This is a genomic window from Onishia niordana (genome assembly GCF_004798965.1).
GTDB lineage: Bacteria > Pseudomonadota > Gammaproteobacteria > Pseudomonadales > Halomonadaceae > Onishia > Onishia niordana.
Window position 1 is genome coordinate 268111 of sequence record NZ_SDSD01000003.1, and the last position, 18757, is coordinate 286867.

Consider the following 18757-nt stretch of genomic DNA (forward strand, 5'->3'; position numbering starts at 1 on the left):
CCTCTCTGTTGGTGGGGAAGAGGGCGTTTATTTTAGATACCTAGCCACCATCGTCTCTTCGGAGAAATCCTCAAGCCATGCTGGCTTGATGTCATAGCCGCCTTGAGCAAGGATTTCTTGCATCTTTGTCGCCAGGCCTTGTGCACTATGTTCGGCGATAGCGATTTCAAGCTCACCTTTGAGTATCTCACGAATACCGCCGGGGCAATCAACCGAGACTACTGGTGTGCCGCACGCCAGGGCTTCGCTTAGCACGATACCCATGCCTTCTACGTTCGAGCTAAGGGCGAAAAGGCGCGCTGCTCTCATCCAGGGGTAAGGGTTCTGTTTGGTACCGGCAAAGGTGACGCGCTCTGCGATCCCTAACCTATGTGCCTTGTCCTCTAGTGCCGATTTGAGCCGGCCTTCACCAATGATGACTAGGCGTTCTTCAGGCATTAATTTGGCATAAGCCTCAAGGAGCAGGTCATGATTTTTTTGGGGAACGAGCCGAGCGACATTAAGAATAAAGGGATCGTCTGGTACGTCATTGTCTTCTTTGAGCATCAATGACTGGATGCTGGTTACTGGGCAGGCGTTGATAATGCGCTGTATGGATAGAGGTCTTAGCTTGAAGCGTTGGCAGTATTCTTGGGCAGAGGCCACTACCCCTTGGGAAACACCCACCAAATGACGCTGGTTTAGCAGGCAGCGAGCAAAAAGACGCTGCTGCCAGCGAGGCCCCTTAAGCCTGAAGCCATTCTCGAGCACGAAGCGAGCACGCTCATCCCGAAAACGCCAAATCCCCTCGTAGGTGCCTAAGCCACGAAAGATGATGCGATCGACTTTGCCATGTTTTTTCTCGAACTGTTTCAGCCAGGCGCTGAATACGAAGCCACCCAGCCAGCCGGTCCAGACAAAATGCGAACGTCGAAATATTGGGTTCAAGACTAGCCGTGAGGCAGCTTCTATGAGCAATCCTAGGCCGGTCATACGGATTAGTCGTTGTATCGGGACCACATGGCTGATCACGTCGGGATGGTTGGGGGTGAGTACCTGATCCCGGTCACGCCAGGTGACGAGGTGAGTCTCATGTCCAGCCTCGGCGAGTGCATCGGCAAGCGTGATGGCCATTCGTTCCATGCCGCCCATCTTGAGGCTTCTGACGATGACGAGAGTGCGCATATAACCTCAGGATTGGGAGGGGAGGGGAGGGAGAGGGCACCGGAACAGGTCCGCCCCAACATCATGGGCGAATACGATAAAAGCCTGTCGAATGGCTAGTAATGATACTGGTGTCGGTGGCTGGATTCGAACCAGAGACCCTAGAACCCACTGTGTATTTGACCGATCGAGCCAACAGGAATACTTTTATCGAATAAAATCAATAGCCTGTAAATCTAACACAGTCTCTTCCTTGTTGCCCAGCACACTGCAAATCTTGACCGCTTTTCATGAGCCTGATGACACCCCCCGCAGCCGGGCAATCGGCTCCGGGGGGTGTCGATATGAGATGTCGCTTCTCTGGCAAGCGAGGAGGATCAGGCCAGCTGATTCCTGGTGGCACGAGTCGTGTTGAGGAGCAGGCAGGCGATGGTCATCGGGCCCACGCCACCGGGCACTGGGGTGATGGCCCCTGCTTTATCGGCGACCGAGTCAAATGCCACGTCCCCCACGAGTTTTCGCTTGCCCTCCACCTCGATGGCATGGATGCCGATGTCGATGACGGTGGCGCCGGGCTTGATCCAGTCGGCGTCGATGAGTCCCTTCTGGCCTGCGGCGGCTATCACGATATCGGCGTCGCGGCACAGCGACTCGATGTCCTTGGTGTGTGAGTGTGCAATGGTGACAGTACAGTTCGCCTGGAGCAGCAAGGCCGCCATCGGCTTGCCGACAATATTGGAACGCCCCACTACCACGGCATGCTTGCCGCTGAGCTCGGGGTGTTCCTGGCGCAGCATTATCATGCAGCCCTGGGGTGTGCATGGCACCAGCGATGCGTGCCCGGCGGCGAGCGCCCCGACATTGAGTGGATGAAAGCCATCGACATCCTTGACCGGGTTGATGGCGCAGATCACCTCCTCCTCATTGAGATGAGAGGGTAGCGGCAGCTGCACCAGGATGCCGTGCACCTCAGGATCATGGTTCAGTCGATCGATCAGCTGATTCAGGTCACTCTGGGTGGTTTCGGTGCCAAGATAATGCTCAATGGACCCCATCCCTGCCTCTTTCGCCCGCTTCACCTTGTTCCTCACGTAGACCTGGCTTGCTGGATCCTCACCCACCAGCACTACGGCGAGCGTGGGCACCACGTCGTACTCGGCCCTGAGCCGCTCGACCTCGGCGGCCACGTCCTGGAGCACCTGGTTCGAGAGATGTTTTCCGTCGATGAGTTGCGCCATGCTCGCTATCGCTCCTACTTGAAAATGATGGTCTTGTTGCCCGACAGGAACACCCGGTGCTCGGCATGTAATTTCACGGCGCGTGACAACGCGACCGTTTCGGTGTCCCGGCCCAGGGCAACCAGCTCTTCGGGGTAGTAAGCATGATTCACCGGTTGGACGGACTGCTCGATGATCGGTCCTTCATCCAGGTCTGCGGTCACGTAATGCGCAGTGGCGCCGATCAGCTTGACGCCGCGGTCGAACGCCTGGTGATAGGGTTTGGCACCCTTGAAACCGGGGAGGAAGGAATGATGGATGTTGATGGCACGACCATGTAGCTCCTCGCAGAGATTGTCGGACAATACCTGCATGTAGCGCGCCAGTACCACCAGCTCGGTACCGGTCTCGTTGACGATCTTGAGCAGTTCGGCTTCCTTTTCCGGCTTGGTGTCCTGCGTGACGGGGAGGTGGACGAAGCGAATGCCTTCCCGTTCCGCGATCGGCCGAGCATCCAGATGATTGGATACCACCGCCGTGATTTCGATGTTCAACTCGCCCTTACGGTGGCGATAGAGTAGGTCGACGAGGCAGTGGTCGAACCGCGATACCATGATCAAGACCTTGGTCGGATGGTGGGCATCATGCATGGCCCATTCCAGGTCAAACTTTTCTGCCAGATCGAGGAACCCGGAGCGCAGATCGTCGATGGTGTGGGAAGCATCCGGCAGGATGCTGAACACGCTCCTCATGAAGAACCGGCCGGTGACCTTGTCGTCGAATTGTGCCAGCTCGACGATATTGCAGCCTCGATCCGATAGGTAAGAGGTGATACCGGACACAATGCCAGTGCCGGTTTTGCAGCTGACGGTAAGGACGAATTGGTTGTCCTGTCCTTGTGAGGTGTTCATAAAAGTAAACCTTATACCGTGATGGTTGTTTGCCGCGAACCTAGCGGGCCACCATCGCCCGCTTATCGTTAGAGGGCGTTGGCACCTGGTTCAGAGGGCTGTCGCGTTTGTCCTACGAGAATGAACGCCTGCCTTCATGCGTAGTCTCTCTCGCGAGTGGTGCTATTGGAGGGAGACCATGGCTCCCGTCCCCTCAGCACCCCGGATTTTTCAATGATGCCTGCGACGTATGATTCCTGGCGATGAGCCATGACGTGCACACCACTGACCCCCTCGATTTCTCGCAGTTGCTGGATTAGCTCGATGCAGATGTTGCGGCCTTCCGCCTTCTGATCCTTGGCGCCTTCTAGCCGTTTGATGATGGCGTCCGGAATGTGTACCCCGGGGATATGTCTGCGCATCCACTCTGCCGTGCGTGCCGAGGCCAGCGGTCCCACGCCGGGTAGGATGAAACATTTTTCCAGCAATCCCAGGTCCCGGGAACGGGCCATGAAGGTCTGGAAGCGTGGCAGGTCGAAGCAGTACTGTGTCTGGATGAACTGAGCGCCCGCGGCAATCTTCTTCGCCAACCGATAAGGACGGAAGTCATGTGGCGGCACGAAAGGGTTCGCTGCCGCACCAAGAAACACCCGCGGCGGATCGCTGAGTTTTCTCCCGCTGGTATACACATGCTTGTCGCGCAATCGGGCAACCGTCTCCAGCAACGACATGGAATCGAGATCGAATACCGGTTTGGCTTCGGGATGATCCCCCACCTGTACGCCATCTCCCGTCAGACAGAGCATGTTGCGGATGCCCAGTGCCGCGCCTCCCAGCACATCCCCTTGAATGGCAATCCGGTTCCTGTCCCGGCAGGAGATCTGCAATACCGTTTCGTAACCCTCCCGTGTCAGCAGCGCACACATCGCCATGCTGGACATATGACAATTGGCACCAGAGCCATCGGTGGCGTTCATGCTGTCCACGTAACCGTCGAAGACGCGGGCCCGGGCATAGACATCCTCTGGGTTGGCGGAATCGGGGGGTGCCAATTCAGCGGTGACAGCGAAGTGCCCAGCTCTCAGGACATGTTCCAGCCGCCCGGCTGAGCTAAAACTCTGTGCGTCGGATGCCAGTTGGCCACGACCGGCTCCATCATTAATGCTCACTGCGAAGCCTCCTGTTGCTCTACTGGTTGTTCCGATGCTCCGCGAGCCACGCGCAGCCAGGACGAACTGCCCTGGAGGCGATGATCCACCGGCAGCTGCACCACGTGTATCGCGTCGGCTTCTTTCATCTTCTGACTTCCCTCCCAGGCTTCAACCCAGACGCACCGCATCTCGGGATTTACTTCGCAGTTCCCGTTCTGCATCACACCTCCACAGGGGCCGTTGCGCATGGACTTGGGGCAGTTCATAGGGCAAGACATACCGGTAGAGCTGAGAATGCATTGGCCACACATTTGGCAGTCGAAAAGCATTCCCTTGCTAATCTCTTCTACCTTGGCCATTGGCTTTTCTGCACGCTGGTAGCCTACCGACTTCCAAAGCGGGTGTAGCTTGACGATCACCGGTTCGAATGCCCGGTAGAGGCGCTCAAACCATCTCGCGTGACGTGCGGCCCATAGACGAACGGAATACACAAGCTTCTCCTGCCACGGCAGCACCACCGTGGAGCCAATTGTTGCGAGCCGGATTGGTGACTCGTCTCTTGAAAAGGGGGGCCATCGTCCTCTCAAGGCCTGGATGGCTTCGTCAAGAAGTGGCCGTTTGACGTCGGGCTCCATTGACGGTCATTTTCCTTCCAGGAGCGCTCACGAATCCAGTCATGTTAAGGGAAATCGTCAGAGGGGATCGCTCGCGACCGTGCCTACTACGCCTCGAATGATGCCCCCCTGCCACCTTTCCCTCCGTAGCAGTACTCTCACACGTTAGGTCTTCGTAAAGTGGGTCGTCGCTCAAGCGGATACGGCTCTTGTCTTCTTAGGGTCGAAGAATGGCTTCTCAACGACCATGGCATTCGCCGGACCTGACGACGTTTGCACTCTCAGCTCTGTTCCGAGCTGGGAGTGTTCGACAGATACCATGGCCAGCGCAATATTCTGCTCGAGCCGCGGGGAATAGACGGCAGACGTCACTTTGCCGACGGTCTCACCCTCATGACTCAGCGGCCAGAAGAAAGTGTTCGGCCCCTCAAGGGGCGCCCCCTCGATGCGTAAGCCGACCTGCTTGCGACTCACGCCGTTCTCACGAATACGCCGCATCGCGGCCTTGCCGATAAATTCAGCCTCCATGTCCGGCATTACCAGACGATCCAGACCAAGTTCATAGGGATTGGTATCGATGTCCGCGTCGGCATGATAGGAGAGCATGCCGCCCTCGATGCGGCGGATAGCAGACGTATGACCCGGCTTCAGACCGAACGGAAGGCCTGCCGCCATGATTTTCTCCCACAGCTCGTCACCGCGGGAGCCGTCCTGAAGATACAACTCATAGCCCAGCTCGCTCGACCAGCCGGTACGCGAGACGATCAGTGGGATACCGTCGAGCTCCAACTCGCGAAGCCAGAAGTAGCGCATATCCAGGATGCTGTCTCCGAAGAGCGTTCTCATGATCTCGCCGGACTGAGGGCCCTGCAATTGCAGGGGAGAAACATCGGGTTCGCGAATGGTGACATCGAGCCCGGAGTTGATTGCGACACCCTGTGCCCATAGGAGGATGTCGCTGTCAGCCAGGGAAATCCAGAAATGACTCTCTGCCAGGCGCAGCAGGATGGGGTCATTCAGGATGCCACCGTCGGCATTGGTCATCAGGATGTATTTACACTGGCCAACCGCCATGCCTGACAGGTCGCGCGGGGTCAGATTCTGCATGAATATTGCCGCATCTGGCCCGGTGATTTCCACCTGACGCTCTGCTGCGACATCGCAAAGGATGGCAGTGTTGATGAGGTTCCAGAAGTTTTGTACCGGGTCGCCAAACGCGCGCGGGATATACATGTGGTTGTATACCGAAAATGCCGTCGCCCCCCACCGGACGGTCGCGTCAAAGTATGGAGACTTGCGAATCTGGGTGCCGAAACCAAACTCAGTCTTTTTCCCTATTTGCACTACATTGCTGTGTGAGACGTTTGTCATGCTGACCACCTTCGACGTGATATAAGACTCTTTTCACTGCGCAAAATCACTGATTTGGCACAAATCACTATAGCCCCGCGAGTCATCCAGACGCGGCCTAAAAGCACGGCATAACTAGGATGAAAGGGCCAATTATTGGCGGTGCGAAGGCCATTTGGTCTGGCGCTGAAAAGCAGCTATTTTGACTTCCCGAGCAATAGCACATTGGACGTCGAGGCAGCCTGTCTGCATGGCGGATGTACGACTATGAGCTCACAATCTCACGACAGTGAGCGAGGGGAGAACGATGAGATTAGGCTTAGCGTAGAAACGGGACCGGGGGAGGCAGGTAGGCCCATGCAACCCTGTGTGGAACGGCAATCTAGATCCGTGGCTTTAGGCGATTTGCCTTCGAGTCGAAAGACCGAGAAAGCCTATCAAGAGGGGCGAAACTTGAGTGTCTCTGAGCAGGTGATGGGCGGTGCCTGATTGCCGTGATGTAGCGAGCTCCAACATCAGTATCCTTCAGGCTGAGTGACCAGGGTCAGTCATCAAGTTGGCAAGATTGACTTGAGTGGATTTGATCTCTCGGGTGGCGATGTACGTCATATAACGTTCAATGCCCAGCTCTGCTCCAAGAAGTCTGTCCATTACTTGCTGAAATGCGGAAAGACTGGGTGTCACGACTTTCAGCACGTAATCCATGCCTCCCCCCGTCGCGATGCATTCAACGATCTCATCAACTTGAGCGATATAAGCCTCGAAACGCTCGAAGTTAGCCCTGCGGTGACCCTCTAGCGATACGGTAACCATTACCTTGGTGGCATTGGCGATCTTGTTGAGAGAGATATCCGCATGATACCCACGGATCAGGCCGGCTTCCTTCAAACGAGTGAAGCGAATCCAGCATGGCGTTGGAGACAGGTTGACGAGTTCTGACAACTTGGTCTTACTGAGCTGGCCGTGCTGTTGAAGTGCGCGCAGAATGCGAATGTCCGCCGCATCGATCGCAAGTTTCCTCATTCTTTCTCAGCCTTCATGGTAATCCCTTAAGGTGTGGCCGATTTAGGAGTGAGATGCAATGTTTCTCGGGGCTCTGCTCATGGTGTCCGGCGGTCACGCAACTAGCGATGTCGCGCTGGGCTAATAGCGTCATCTTTACGCCTTGATGGCAGTGTGCCTCTTCTGTGGTCACTCGACTGATTGCTCATAAATTACGCCGATGATGTCAGTGGCACGGCCTCTACTTCTTGCCTCCTGCGCTTTTTCTGGGCATCGATCAACACATCTCTGAGCAACTCCTCGGCACTGGGGTGGTAGATAGGCATCTCCAGCACCTGCTCCGCCGTCATGCCATGTGTGATGGCAAGCACAATCAGGTGTGCCAGGTGTTCAGCCTGGTAGCCCAGCAGCTCGGCGCCCAGAATGACGTCGGTTCGAGCGTCCAGATAGACCTGCATATGCCCTTGGACCTTGTTCCAGACCACATGGCGGGGGCTGCGAAAGGGTAGCTCACCGATGACGATCTCTCGGCCTTCCAGTTGTTGAAAGCTTTGGCCGATGACGGCGATCTGTGGGTCGGTAAAGAACACCATCAATGGCGGTCTACGCGCTGCAGGCGTCGGGTCCGGATAGTTCAGCGCATTGTCGGCGGCGATACGTCCCTCGTCGTAGGCTTCGTGCCACACCGGCAGCTGGTCGGTGGCATCCCCGGCAATGAAGACCGGAAGGTTGGCGCATCGCATCGTATGCGGATCGACGCTCGCCGCGCCTGCATCAGTGCAGTCCACGCCTGCATGCTCCAATCCCAACCGGTCCACGTTGGATACTCGTCCCGTGGCGACCAGGACCTTGTCGAACACCTTGATGACTCGCTGGCCATCCGACTGCTCGTACTCGATCCAGGCGCCTTCGGCATCTTCCCACGTGGCCACCACCTGGCCACTGGAATGGATATCCAGTTCCGCGGCGAGAATATCAAGCGCTTGTCGCTGCATGGCTGGGTGGGTGAGGGCGTTGATCTTGCCGGAGCGACCGTAGAGTGTTGTGTCGACGCCCAGTCGATGGAGTGCTTGGCCCAGTTCCAAGGCAATGACGCCCATGCCGATCACGGCGATCGAGCGGGGCAGGTCTTCCAGTTCGAAGACCGTATCGCTGGTGAGAACGTGGGACATCACCGGCTCGAATACCTCGCTGATCGCGGGACGAGAGCCGCAGGCGAGGATGACCTTCTCCGCCCTGACCTCGACTGATTCGCCCACCATCAGGCGACCCGGTCCGGTGAATCGGGCGCGCCCCTCCAGCTTGTGATGGGCGGGAATCTTGTCGACGTAGCTGAGGTTGCGCGCGACGAAACGATGATCTCGCTCTCGGCGCAAGCGCTCGAGCACCTGGCGACCTTCCACATGCCCTGAGGTGGGTACCCCGAAGAACTCGCTGGTGTGCAAGTGGTGGGCGTAGTCGGCAGCGGTGATCAGCAGCTTGCTGGGCATGCAGCCGACTCGGGCACACGTCGTGCCGTAGGGACCGTCCTGGATCATCACCAGGCTGTCGGTCTGTCGGCTGATCCTTGAGTAGGCCCCCAGTCCGCTGGTGCCGGCGCCAATAATCGCGTATTCAACATTCATGGTCTGCATGCTCTATCACCCCCGTCCGACATGACGTCACGACCCCTGTAGGCTAAGCGGGGGTCTTCAAGGGGGTAAAGTGATGCTTCCTAAGCGTTTGGCTTATTTTTGTTCATCTATCTATTGCTGATCTTCCCAATAAAATATCGACATTCCTCAGCATTTGCGCCCTCAACTGGCGGATGGAGGTCTTGGCGTGACTTTTCACATTAGCTGAGCTAACGCTTCCGGTTAGCAATCCTCGTTTTACGGGTGTGTCTTGGCCCCCTTAGTCTTCAGGCAGGCTCAGGAGGTTTATTTATGTCAGTCCATCAGTCCGTTATTCGTTGGCAGCATGCTCCCCACGAGAGTGAGGAAGGTACTTACTCGCGTAATCATCGAGTGACCTTGAACGGGGATCAGCAGGTTGCTATGTCCGCGTCGGCCGAATTCAAGGGCGATCACCATTGCGCCGACCCGGAGCAAATGTTGATCAGTGCGGTGTCCAGTTGTCATATGCTGTTTTTTCTGGCCATTGCCGAATTTCAGGGTTACCAGGTCGAATCCTATGAGGATGATCCGGTTGGCTATCTTGAGCGTAACGATAAGAAGGGGATGGAGGTAACGCGTATCGAACTCTCACCGCGCATCACCTTCGGTGGCGATAACATGCCGGATCAGAAGTCGATTTCCCGAATGCACGCCGGTGCTCACAAGAATTGTTTCATCCGTAACTCGATCACCGCCGAGGTGACGATCAATCATCTTTAATCCGCGACGTCTATCAGGAGGCATTCATGAGTCTCAGTCACACCACGGGCGAGATCCTGCTCAGGGAAGATAAGGAGGGGGCTGTCTATCTCACCCTGAATCGTCCGGACAAGTTCAACACCCTGTCCGAAGCGATGCTGAGCGTGTTGCAGAGGGAGCTTGAGGCCATCGCTTTAGACCCTGCCGTCCGCTGTGTGGTGATCGGCGCTAATGGTCGGGGCTTCTGCGCCGGCCACGACCTGCGGGAAATGCGAGCCCATCCCGACCAGGCCTATTACCAGCAGCTCTTTCGCCTCTGTAGCCGGGTGATGCAGAGTGTTGTCGCCTTGCCTGTGCCGGTCATTGCCAAGGTCCAGGGCATGGCGACAGCGGCGGGGTGCCAGTTGGTGGCCAGCTGTGATCTTGCCATCGCCGGCCGTTCGGCCAGCTTTGCAGTATCGGGCATCAACGTGGGCTTGTTCTGCTCAACACCGGCGGTGGCACTGTCACGCTGCATCTCGCCGAAGCGGGCATTCGACATGTTGGTGTCGGGTGATTTCATCAGTGCAGACACGGCAGCGGAGTGGGGTCTGCTGAGTGCCGTCACCGATGATGATGATCTGGACACCGCCGTGGCGGACAAGGTGGAGCAGATCCTCAGCAAGAGCCCGGCGGCGGTCCGTTTTGGCAAGTCGATGTTCCAACCTCAGCGCCAGATGGCGTTGGCCGAGGCCTACGACTTCGCCGGCAATGTGATGGCGGAAAACATGATGAGCCCAGACGCGGGGGAGGGGATTGATGCCTTTCTCGGCAAGCGAAAGCCCGTCTGGGAGCAGCCAGGGCACTAGGCGATGTCCGAAAAGTGCCTGCGCTCGGCTATACGTCGTTAAAAATCGGCTCGTGCGCGAGCCCGGTCAAAGTGCTCATTTACTACCTGTAAACTCCGCCTTTTTACCGATTTTTGCCTTGTCTATCCTTCGCTCGTCGACTTTTCATACAAGGCCTAGGCGATGTCTTAACAATGCTTGCGCTTGTCGACCCGTTAAGTGGGTTCTAGGGCGGGGCTAACAACCCTTATTGAAAAGAAACAGGGTTAATCCATGAATGATATTTGCCAATTCAATGAGGCTCTCGAGAAAACAGCGGCGAATCATGTGGCGCTGTCTCCCTTGAGCTTCCTCAAACGGGCAGCCGCTGTGTATCCCGACAAAACAGCGCTGATCTACAACGACAAGCGGTATAGCTGGCAGCAGACCTATGGCCGCTGTTGTCGGTTGGCCTCCCTGTTGAAGTGTTTCGGCATCTCCAAGGGCGATACGGTGGCTGTCATGCTGCCGAATGTCCCTGCCATGTACGAAGCACATTTTGGCATCCCGATGGTTGGCGCGGTGTTGAATGCGATCAACATTCGCCTGGATGCGGATACGGTGGCCTTCATCCTCGATCACAGCTGCTCACGCCTACTATTGGTCGACCCTGAGTACGCGGACGTGGTTGATAAGGCCTTGGCTCGGCTCGAAGGGCCGGCGCCTCGGGTGATCAACGTCTCCGACTCGAGCCAGGGCGCTGAGCGTTTCCTCGGTGACCTGGAATATGAGGCGTTACTTGCTGAACAGCCGGAGTTGGACGACTGGCAGCTACCGGCCGACGAGTGGGATGCGATTTCGCTGGGTTACACCTCGGGCACCACCGGCAATCCGAAGGGGGTCGTCAGCCATCACCGGGGGGCTTACCTGAATGCTGTTAGCAATGTGCTTTCCTGGTCACTTCCCGCCGAGGTGGTCTACCTCTGGACACTGCCGATGTTTCATTGCAACGGCTGGTGCTTCCCGTGGACGTTGGCAGCGATCGGCGGAACCAGCGTCTGCCTGCGCCGGGTCGACCCGCAGGTAATCCTGGATTTGATCCGGCAGCATCGGGTCAGCCACTACTGTGGGGCGCCCGTCGTCCACTCGATGATTGCCGATGCCGCCATGGAGGCCGAGGAACCCATCGATCACCCCGTGGCTGGGTTGATTGCCGGTGCGGCACCCCCGGCGTCGGTGCTGGCGCGGATGGAGACCCTCGGCATCGAGCTCACCCATGTCTACGGCCTGACCGAGACCTACGGCCCGGCGTCGGTGTGTGCCAAACAGGAGAACTGGGAGCAACGTCCCCTGGAAGAGCGGGTTCGGCTCAACGGGCGTCAGGGGGTGGCTTACTCCTTGCAGGAAAGCATGGCGGTGCTGGATCCGGCCACGATGGCCCCCGTTCCTGCCGACGGCGAGACGGTGGGTGAGATCATGTTCCGGGGCAACATCGTGATGAAGGGGTATCTGCGTAACGACGCCGCTACCCAGGAAGCTTTTGCTGGTGGCTGGTTCCACTCCGGAGACCTTGGCGTGGTGGAAGCCGATGGCTACATCAAGATCCGCGATCGGCTCAAGGACGTGATCATCTCGGGCGGGGAGAACATCTCTTCCCAGGAAGTCGAGGAAGTCATTCAGCGCCACGGAGACGTCGAGCTGGCAGCGGTCGTCGCGATGGCGGATGAGAAGTGGGGGGAAGTGCCAGCGGCCTTTGTCCAGTTGCGCCCCGGCAGCGAGCTGAGCGAGGAGGCGTTGATCGGCTTCTGCCGGGAGAACCTCAGTCGCTTCAAGGCTCCCAAGAAGGTGATCTTCACTCGACTGCCCACCACCTCGACCGGCAAGATCCAGAAGTTCCAGTTACGCCAGCAGCTCAAGAGCCATCAGCCGGAGTGAGGCCTTGGGAACCTGTCCTGTGGCGGGTAGTATGGCGCTCGCCCTAGGCAATGTCTGAAAAGTACTGCGCTCGTCCATGCGGCGTTAAAAATCGGCTGGAGCGCCAGTCCGATCAAGATGCTCATTTACACCCCGTAAACTGGTACGCCAGCCCGGTCCGCTCTTTCGCCGATTTTTGCCTTGTCTGGCCTTCGCTCGTTGACTTTTCAGACACAGCCTAGCAACGATTATAGTGACTCCCCCGGGTCACTCGATCGAGCCGGTGGCCACCGCCATTCATGTGAGTATTTGGTAATGTCACGACTCCCTCCCTTGATTGCCCTCTCTTATTTCGAGGTCGCCGCGCGCACCAAGAGCTTCGCCGCGGCGGCCAAGGAGCTCAATGTCACGCCGGCGGCGATCAGCCATCAGGTCAAGGCGCTGGAGGAGTATCTTGGTGTCGACCTGTTCGTCCGCCATCACCGGCGAGTCAGCCTGACTCCGGCCGCGCGTGGGGCGCTTTCAGAGCTGCAGGAAGGTTTTCAGACGCTGGGGCGCGCGGTCGACAAGATCCGCTCCTACGGTGAGGAGCGCCTGGTCGTCACTGTGTGCGCCGAACCTTTGTTTGCCACCAAATGGATCGTGCCACGCCTGCATCGTTTCTATGCCCGCTGTCCGGATGCTGAAGTACGGCTGCAGGCGAGTCTGCATACGGTGGATCGTGGCCGAGAGAGTGCCTTGGGGGTATCCGATCTCAAGCGCGCCGGCATCGATGTTTCTGTGCGCCTGGGCTATGGCAACTATCCGGACCTGGAGCCTCGACGGCTGATGAATCTGGATCTGGTGCCGCTCTGTGCTCCAGAACTGGCCAGCGGCATGGACGGGATCGAGACGCTACGGTTGCTGTGCGACAGCACCCTGACCCGTTTGAACGAACCTTATGGCTGGAAGGAGTGGTTCAAGCAGCAGGGCTATGACATCGGAAGGCTACGCGAGCTGCGATTCGGCAACGGTCTGCTGGCGCTGGAGGCGGCTGTTGCCGGCCAAGGGGCCTTGCTCGGGAGTCGGGACCTTCACCAGGCGGAGCTGTCCGCCGGCAAGCTGGTGGTGTTGGCCGAGCGTCCACTGAACTGTGACCAGGCCTACTACGTGGTCAGCGCGGGCGAGGGGTTGGAACGCCCGATCGCCCGCCAGTTTCGTGACTGGTTATTGGAAGAGGTCGGCATGTCGGTCGAAGAGAGCCGCTAGCCTTCTAAAATAGCAGGCACAAAAAAACGGCCACCGCTCTAAGAGCTAAGTGACCGTTTTTATATGTTTCTGGTCGGAGCGACTGGATTCGAACCAGCGACCTCTGCAACCCCATTCCATTAGCTTCCGAAACACCCAGATACATTCATCTCTCTGGATGTATTTTTAAAAACAACAAAAACATAGGGTTGTGTTATTTTCTTTGTTTCCCTTTGTTTCCCTTTGTTTATTGAAATGCCTCGTCCTATCCTACGTATGGAACCTATTTGGAACCTGGGGTGGCAGCATGGCAAAGAAGACGGAGAAGCTGACGACACGCACCCTTAACCGGTTGGCGCGCGAGCTTCCCGAGGGTGACGAGGCCTGGGATGCTGACCTAGCCGGCTATCACGTGCGCGCCGGCAAGCGTGGGCTGGTGTGTCGCGTCTCCTACTACAACGCTGCAGGCCAGCGCCGCGTGCTGACTTTAGGTCGCTACGGTGCTCCCCTGACGGCGGCTGTGGCTCGCAAGAGGTCGGAGGACGCCCTTTCGATCGTGGCCCAAGGAGGCGATCCCCGTGAGGTGTTGGAGGATGCCAAGGCCGAGGCCAAGCGGCAGCAGCAGCAGACCCTCCGCGCCTACCTGGAAGGTCCCTACACGGCGTTCCAAAGACGCCGCAAGGATGGTGAGGGCACGCTACGTCGCATCCGGCAAGATTTTGCCGACTGGCTCGATAAGCCGATGGGTAGCCTTACTAGAGCCGACGTGGAAAGTTGGCAGGCACAGCAGGAAACCACCAAGAAGTCGCGGAGCCCGAAAGTGTCGTCACCCAAGCTCCGTGCCTTTTCCACGCTGAAGCGCTCCTATGATGCTCTCCAGGCCCTTCTAGCCCATGCAGCCGAGCGTAACGTGATACCGAGCCACCCGCTGAAAGGTGTGAAGCTGCAGAAGCCGGCGTTGACGGATGAGCAGCTTGCCGAGCAAGGCACCGAGCGGCGTTATTTAGAGCCGGAGGAGACCGAAGCGCTCTTCGCCGGCCTGGAGGAGTACCAGGACGAGAAGCGACAGCAGCGACGCAGCAGCCGCGCCCACGGTAAGGCTTACCTGCTCGACCTGGACCACGTCGCCTACGTCGATCACGTCGTGCCGTGGATCCTGGCCATGTATTACACCGGCTTACGCCCGGGCGACCTGTTCGGCCTGCGCTGGGAGCACGTCAACCTGACCTTCGCCACGATCCGGAAAACGATCGAGAAGACCGCCCACAAGCGGCCGGAACCTCAGACCTTCCCTCTGGCGAGGGCAGCCGCTGATGTGCTAAAGACCTGGCACGAGCAGCAGGGTGAGCCGAAGACTGGACTGGTGTTCCCGTCAAATCGTAACGGCAGGCGGATGGCCCCGACGGCGATGCAGCGGCCGTGGGCGGTCGTTCGCAAGCTGGGCGGGCTCCCTGACGACCTGCAGCTCTACACACTGCGCCACAACTTCGCGTCCCAGTTGGTCATGACCGGCGCCGATCTGCTGACCGTGTCCCAGTTGATGGCCCACGCCGACATCCAGACGACCATTGCTCACTATGCCCAACTGGCACCGGACCATAAGCGCGACGCCGTGGAGGCGTTTGCTCGGAGGGCGCCAGGGCAGGGGGCGGAGAAAGCCGCCGTGGAGGCGGCACAAGACCGCCTTGAGGTAGTGAAGCATCCCGAGTCCCCTTGCGGCAATGACTGAGAGGAGATGCCAACATATGACCAATCGCGACATCGAGCGTTATTCAGACCAGGAACACCAGTTTCGTGAACGATTGGCGATAGCGTATGACATTTTGCGGCGCCGGCTTAAGGTCGAGCGGTCGCAATGACAATCAGTCAGATAGTGGCTCGCGTGCAATTCATGAGCCCGCCCCGACCCCTGTGGCTGTCTAGGGCCGTACGCACGAAAGCGTGGCCACTCCACCACGTCCGCTAGCCTCTTTTCATGGAGTGCGCAAGGAGCAGTGCACATGGCCGACGACAAAATGGTCAACCGTGCCCACATCTGGACCGAGCTGGTACCTGTCTGGCTTGACGCCGCCAGTAGCGATACCCGAGCGGCCCCTCTCAAGTTCAGTAACGATAGTGAGCAGGACATACTCGCCGTGATGCTGACCGAGGTTCGCCGACTGATGCGCGATGACGGTGAGTACGAAACCGAGTGGCGGGGCCAGGTGGCCAGAAAATGCGAGGCCTTAATCGAGTTCTTTTTGGCCCAATCAGAACAGCCAGTATCTGACGCAGACCCGCTGAACCTGGCAATCCTGTTTTACAAGTACGGCCAGCTGACCATGGTCAGCGATCAGGCGCACTTGGCCCTGGGAAATACGGCGCGCCACCACGTCGCAACCGAGGGAAAACGCCGGGCCGGGAACAGTGAAGGCGGGGGGAAATCAGGAAAAACCAGACAAGAAGAGGCCGACCAGAGGAAGCGGGTTGCCAAGGAGATCTGGGAGGCCTTCACCAGGGCGGGGCGTCAGGAGCACGGTCTGCCTCAGCTGGTGCAAGATCGCTTGGAAGGGCATGCGATACATGTCTCAGTAGACACCGTCGCGAGGTGGGCGAGAGAAGGAGGATGGAGAAAGAAAAGCAAAAACCGCACGAAGTGAGCACGACTCATAATTACCTCACTAGCATCAGGGGCGTCGCTTTCAGCAACGAAGGACGCAATGATGGCTACCAAGTTACATGATCCTGCCGCCGAGCTGGCTACCGCCCTTGCTAAGCAGCGCGATGGCTTTCCCTCGAATCTGATTGAACTCACCGAGCGTGCTGCATTTCCTGGAGTGATCAGGGTGCAGCCGATAACTGCGCGTAAGGCGCGGTGTACGGGAATCTTGCTGGGCCGCCCGGCGCCTCGCTTCGTACGTCGTGGAAGATCCATTTCCTACCGCCTCTCCGATCTTCTCGAGTGGTTGGCCTATGGGGAGAGTTATGCCAACACCGCCGAAGCGAGCATGGCCGATGAAGATCGCGATGAGTGAAATCGCCAGCTGCTGGAAAGGCGCTAGGCGCTTCGGTGTCCGGCTATTCGTGGTCGAGGAGTGGTGAACCCAAGCGCCCCCCGGGGGCGCCCTCCTCACCAAGCGACTACCAACTGGCTTGCCTGCAATACAGGGGGAGCTGATGCCTAGAGGGCGAAAGGCGGAGGCCCATGTACGGCTCTATAGGCACGAATTAGAGTGCTCCGCATACCGGTCCTTGGACCCGGTAGCAAAAGCCATGCTGGTGGAGCTTAGGGCGTTGTACGATGGCCGCACCAACCGTATCTACATGAGCGTTCGCGAAGCGATGCGCCGGCTTTGTGTCGGTCGAAAACTGGCAGAAAAGGCGCTGGCTGAGCTGTTGGATCGCGGCTTCATCCGTGTCATCGAGAAAGGCACCTTCGACCGGAAAATAAAGCACGCGACCATCTATGCACTTACCAATGAACCGATAGAGGACAGCGACGGAGCCACTGCGCCGAAGGATTATATGAGGTGGCGAGGCACTCGGTAGCTAATCGGAAAATACCACGGTGTACCCCAAGAGCACCGACGGTGTACATCAGGAGCACCGAGGGGGTAAGACAACCCCGGAAATGACTGTCTCAGTGCACCTCAGGAGCACCGAGACGCCCCTTTTCTTCGATCTATCGGTGTACCTGAGGAGCACACAGATAAGTTACCAGAGGGGAGGGGGGGTGACTAAGGTGAGGAAGGGTGTGAAAAATCTGGCGAACGACCTATCAACCGATGCCCGACATGCGTTAAGGACCAACGTGGCCGAGTTGATCCGTAAGCCTGTCATTGGTTGTTCTATACTCTCGGAGCGAGCGGTCGATGGGGCAATTGAGGTTCTCGAAAAAGGGAGCTGCACCCTGGAGCAAGACCCTGTTCGCCATGCTTTTGAGTTGGTGTCGGTATGAAGGGCTGTCCGTGTGGTGGGCACACAGTGCGGGCGAAAGAGTGCATCGGAAGCATGGTGCTGAAGCACGAGCGGTGCGGTGCCTGCGGGCGCTGCGGTGGCTGGCGCCTTTTTTGGCGAGGCGAACTTGTTGCTGTTGGCGTGGTGGCCCGAAGAAAGTACCGACGCCAGGAGGCCACTTAGTAAGAAAAGTCCGCCCTGGTCCGGGGCCTTGGCGAGGAACCGGCCACCCCTCCCCCCTGGATACAGGTTTGAGATGGCCATGTGCGGGATCCTGAGGGCCTAGCCACCTGATCTAGAGATGGACCAGGGAGGAGTGAAACGCAGCCTGGGAGGCGCGCATTGTGGCAAAGGAGCGTCAATGAGGACGCGGGCTTGATCGAGCCGGCTAACGTCTCTAGTGGTGATCGCTGACAGTGCTGTCTTTCCGGCGGCGCTAGGCTGATTCGTATGACGTCTGGCAACTGCGAGCTTCTAGAGAAGCCCGCCGCCAGGATGGCTGGCCGACGCCATCATCTCCCCGCAAGGGGCTCACGGCAGGCCAGGTACGGCCGACTTCAGGCCTTCACCTTCCTCTGTTCCCGCCACTGTGTCGTCCACCGCGGCGTGCGGTGCGCGCAGCGTAGGTGCCAGGCGGCGTTCTGCCGCGGCACGCCCAGGCGCACCTTGCCCATCTTGCCGTTGAGCTCGTCCAGGGCGGCCATCAGCTGGTGGTCGCGATCGCGCTGGGCTTCCCGCTCAGGTGTGTCGAGCAGCGAGAGCTGCTCCAGGTTGGCCTCCACCAGGTCGAGCAGCATGCAGGGCGTGCCCTGGAGTTCGCGCACGTTGCGGTAGAGCATGCGCGCCAAGGCCTCGGTGCTGGCGGCGTCGAAGCCGTCGAAGCGCACGAACATCTTGTCGATGGAGTAGGGCTCGAGGCCCGCGGAGCACTCCTCGAGGACCTCTCGCACCCGGGCGGACATGTCGCCATAGAGCTCGTAGTTGGAGGAGAGCAGGAGGCCATGGTCCAGCGCTAAGTGGAAGACTGGCATGCGGCCGGTCAGGCTGAACCGAGCAAGATCCGCCGTGAGAATGCCAGCTGGCGAGCCGCCAGCCAGAGTTTGAGACAACTGCAACCGCATGAAATTACAAGGCTTAAGGCCATTGTCATGCG

Annotated in this window: 17 protein-coding genes; 8 read left to right on the plus strand and 9 right to left on the minus strand. The window is 58.4% G+C overall.

What is annotated here, in order from left to right:
• Positions 1–27 precede the first annotated feature (27 nt).
• From ETC27_RS07855 to ETC27_RS07890, 8 genes are all read right to left on the minus strand, one after another.
• Complete coding sequence (locus ETC27_RS07855; RefSeq protein WP_240724850.1) at positions 28–1164, minus strand: glycosyltransferase; 1137 nt, start codon at positions 1162–1164, stop codon at positions 28–30.
• 356 nt (positions 1165–1520) lie between these two features.
• Entirely contained in the window at positions 1521–2381 is an 861-nt protein-coding gene (gene folD, locus ETC27_RS07860; RefSeq protein ID WP_136254449.1) for a bifunctional methylenetetrahydrofolate dehydrogenase/methenyltetrahydrofolate cyclohydrolase FolD, read from the minus strand.
• Positions 2382–2395: 14 nt separating this feature from the next.
• On the minus strand, positions 2396–3271 hold the full coding sequence (purU, locus tag ETC27_RS07865) for a formyltetrahydrofolate deformylase (RefSeq protein WP_136254450.1): 876 nt from the start codon (positions 3269–3271) through the stop codon (positions 2396–2398).
• Positions 3272–3405: 134 nt separating this feature from the next.
• Complete coding sequence (locus tag ETC27_RS07870) at positions 3406–4419, minus strand: methylenetetrahydrofolate reductase (protein ID WP_168709040.1); 1014 nt, start codon at positions 4417–4419, stop codon at positions 3406–3408.
• Positions 4416–5036: a methylenetetrahydrofolate reductase C-terminal domain-containing protein gene (locus ETC27_RS07875; protein WP_240724851.1), complete on the minus strand. Its 621-nt coding sequence runs from the start codon at positions 5034–5036 to the stop codon at positions 4416–4418. The genes ETC27_RS07870 and ETC27_RS07875 overlap by 4 nt, the downstream gene beginning before the upstream one ends.
• A gap of 171 nt (positions 5037–5207) precedes the next feature.
• Complete coding sequence (locus tag ETC27_RS07880) at positions 5208–6386, minus strand: glycine cleavage T C-terminal barrel domain-containing protein (protein WP_205742708.1); 1179 nt, start codon at positions 6384–6386, stop codon at positions 5208–5210.
• Positions 6387–6890: 504 nt separating this feature from the next.
• Complete coding sequence (locus ETC27_RS07885; RefSeq protein ID WP_136254451.1) at positions 6891–7388, minus strand: Lrp/AsnC family transcriptional regulator; 498 nt, start codon at positions 7386–7388, stop codon at positions 6891–6893.
• A gap of 191 nt (positions 7389–7579) precedes the next feature.
• A complete protein-coding gene (locus ETC27_RS07890; RefSeq protein ID WP_136254452.1) occupies positions 7580–9001 on the minus strand; it encodes a dihydrolipoyl dehydrogenase in 1422 nt (473 codons plus the stop codon).
• Positions 9002–9292: 291 nt separating this feature from the next.
• Here ETC27_RS07890 and ETC27_RS07895 point away from each other — a divergent pair, with 291 nt between their 5' ends.
• From ETC27_RS07895 to ETC27_RS07930, 8 genes are all read left to right on the plus strand, one after another.
• Positions 9293–9742: an OsmC family protein gene (locus ETC27_RS07895; protein WP_136254453.1), complete on the plus strand. Its 450-nt coding sequence runs from the start codon at positions 9293–9295 to the stop codon at positions 9740–9742.
• A gap of 26 nt (positions 9743–9768) precedes the next feature.
• Entirely contained in the window at positions 9769–10569 is an 801-nt protein-coding gene (locus tag ETC27_RS07900; protein ID WP_136254454.1) for an enoyl-CoA hydratase, read from the plus strand.
• A 252-nt stretch (positions 10570–10821) separates the two neighbouring features.
• Complete coding sequence (locus ETC27_RS07905) at positions 10822–12462, plus strand: acyl-CoA synthetase (protein ID WP_136254455.1); 1641 nt, start codon at positions 10822–10824, stop codon at positions 12460–12462.
• 294 nt (positions 12463–12756) lie between these two features.
• Positions 12757–13689, plus strand: coding sequence for a LysR family transcriptional regulator (locus ETC27_RS07910; protein WP_136254456.1), 933 nt, complete (start codon positions 12757–12759; stop codon positions 13687–13689).
• 286 nt (positions 13690–13975) lie between these two features.
• Complete coding sequence (locus ETC27_RS07915) at positions 13976–15397, plus strand: site-specific integrase (RefSeq protein ID WP_136254457.1); 1422 nt, start codon at positions 13976–13978, stop codon at positions 15395–15397.
• 271 nt (positions 15398–15668) lie between these two features.
• A complete protein-coding gene (locus ETC27_RS07920; RefSeq protein WP_136254458.1) occupies positions 15669–16307 on the plus strand; it encodes a hypothetical protein in 639 nt (212 codons plus the stop codon).
• A gap of 63 nt (positions 16308–16370) precedes the next feature.
• Positions 16371–16682: a hypothetical protein gene (locus ETC27_RS07925; RefSeq protein WP_136254459.1), complete on the plus strand. Its 312-nt coding sequence runs from the start codon at positions 16371–16373 to the stop codon at positions 16680–16682.
• Between the two features lie 238 nt (positions 16683–16920).
• A complete protein-coding gene (locus ETC27_RS07930; RefSeq protein ID WP_205742709.1) occupies positions 16921–17196 on the plus strand; it encodes a hypothetical protein in 276 nt (91 codons plus the stop codon).
• 965 nt (positions 17197–18161) lie between these two features.
• On the opposite strand, the gene ETC27_RS17685 is transcribed toward ETC27_RS07930, so the two are convergent.
• A complete protein-coding gene (locus ETC27_RS17685) occupies positions 18162–18713 on the minus strand; it encodes a DUF4113 domain-containing protein (protein ID WP_276605692.1) in 552 nt (183 codons plus the stop codon).
• Positions 18714–18757: the final 44 nt, after the last annotated feature.

Excerpts from the sequence above, each read along its gene's own strand:
- ETC27_RS07885 (WP_136254451.1), bottom strand. The coding sequence starts at position 7,388 with ATGAGGAAACTTGCGATCGATGCGGCGGACATTCGCATTCTGCGCGCA.
- ETC27_RS07910 (WP_136254456.1), top strand. The coding sequence starts at position 12,757 with ATGTCACGACTCCCTCCCTTGATTGCCCTCTCTTATTTCGAGGTCGCC.
- ETC27_RS07890 (WP_136254452.1), bottom strand. The coding sequence starts at position 9,001 with ATGCAGACCATGAATGTTGAATACGCGATTATTGGCGCCGGCACCAGC.
- ETC27_RS07900 (WP_136254454.1), top strand. The coding sequence starts at position 9,769 with ATGAGTCTCAGTCACACCACGGGCGAGATCCTGCTCAGGGAAGATAAG.
- ETC27_RS07880 (WP_205742708.1), bottom strand. The coding sequence starts at position 6,386 with ATGACAAACGTCTCACACAGCAATGTAGTGCAAATAGGGAAAAAGACT.
- purU (WP_136254450.1), bottom strand. The coding sequence starts at position 3,271 with ATGAACACCTCACAAGGACAGGACAACCAATTCGTCCTTACCGTCAGC.
- ETC27_RS07930 (WP_205742709.1), top strand. The coding sequence starts at position 16,921 with ATGCTGGTGGAGCTTAGGGCGTTGTACGATGGCCGCACCAACCGTATC.
- ETC27_RS07915 (WP_136254457.1), top strand. The coding sequence starts at position 13,976 with ATGGCAAAGAAGACGGAGAAGCTGACGACACGCACCCTTAACCGGTTG.
- ETC27_RS07895 (WP_136254453.1), top strand. The coding sequence starts at position 9,293 with ATGTCAGTCCATCAGTCCGTTATTCGTTGGCAGCATGCTCCCCACGAG.
- ETC27_RS07925 (WP_136254459.1), top strand. The coding sequence starts at position 16,371 with ATGGCTACCAAGTTACATGATCCTGCCGCCGAGCTGGCTACCGCCCTT.
- folD (WP_136254449.1), bottom strand. The coding sequence starts at position 2,381 with ATGGCGCAACTCATCGACGGAAAACATCTCTCGAACCAGGTGCTCCAG.
- ETC27_RS07920 (WP_136254458.1), top strand. The coding sequence starts at position 15,669 with ATGGCCGACGACAAAATGGTCAACCGTGCCCACATCTGGACCGAGCTG.
- ETC27_RS07855 (WP_240724850.1), bottom strand. The coding sequence starts at position 1,164 with ATGCGCACTCTCGTCATCGTCAGAAGCCTCAAGATGGGCGGCATGGAA.
- ETC27_RS07875 (WP_240724851.1), bottom strand. The coding sequence starts at position 5,036 with ATGGAGCCCGACGTCAAACGGCCACTTCTTGACGAAGCCATCCAGGCC.
- ETC27_RS07905 (WP_136254455.1), top strand. The coding sequence starts at position 10,822 with ATGAATGATATTTGCCAATTCAATGAGGCTCTCGAGAAAACAGCGGCG.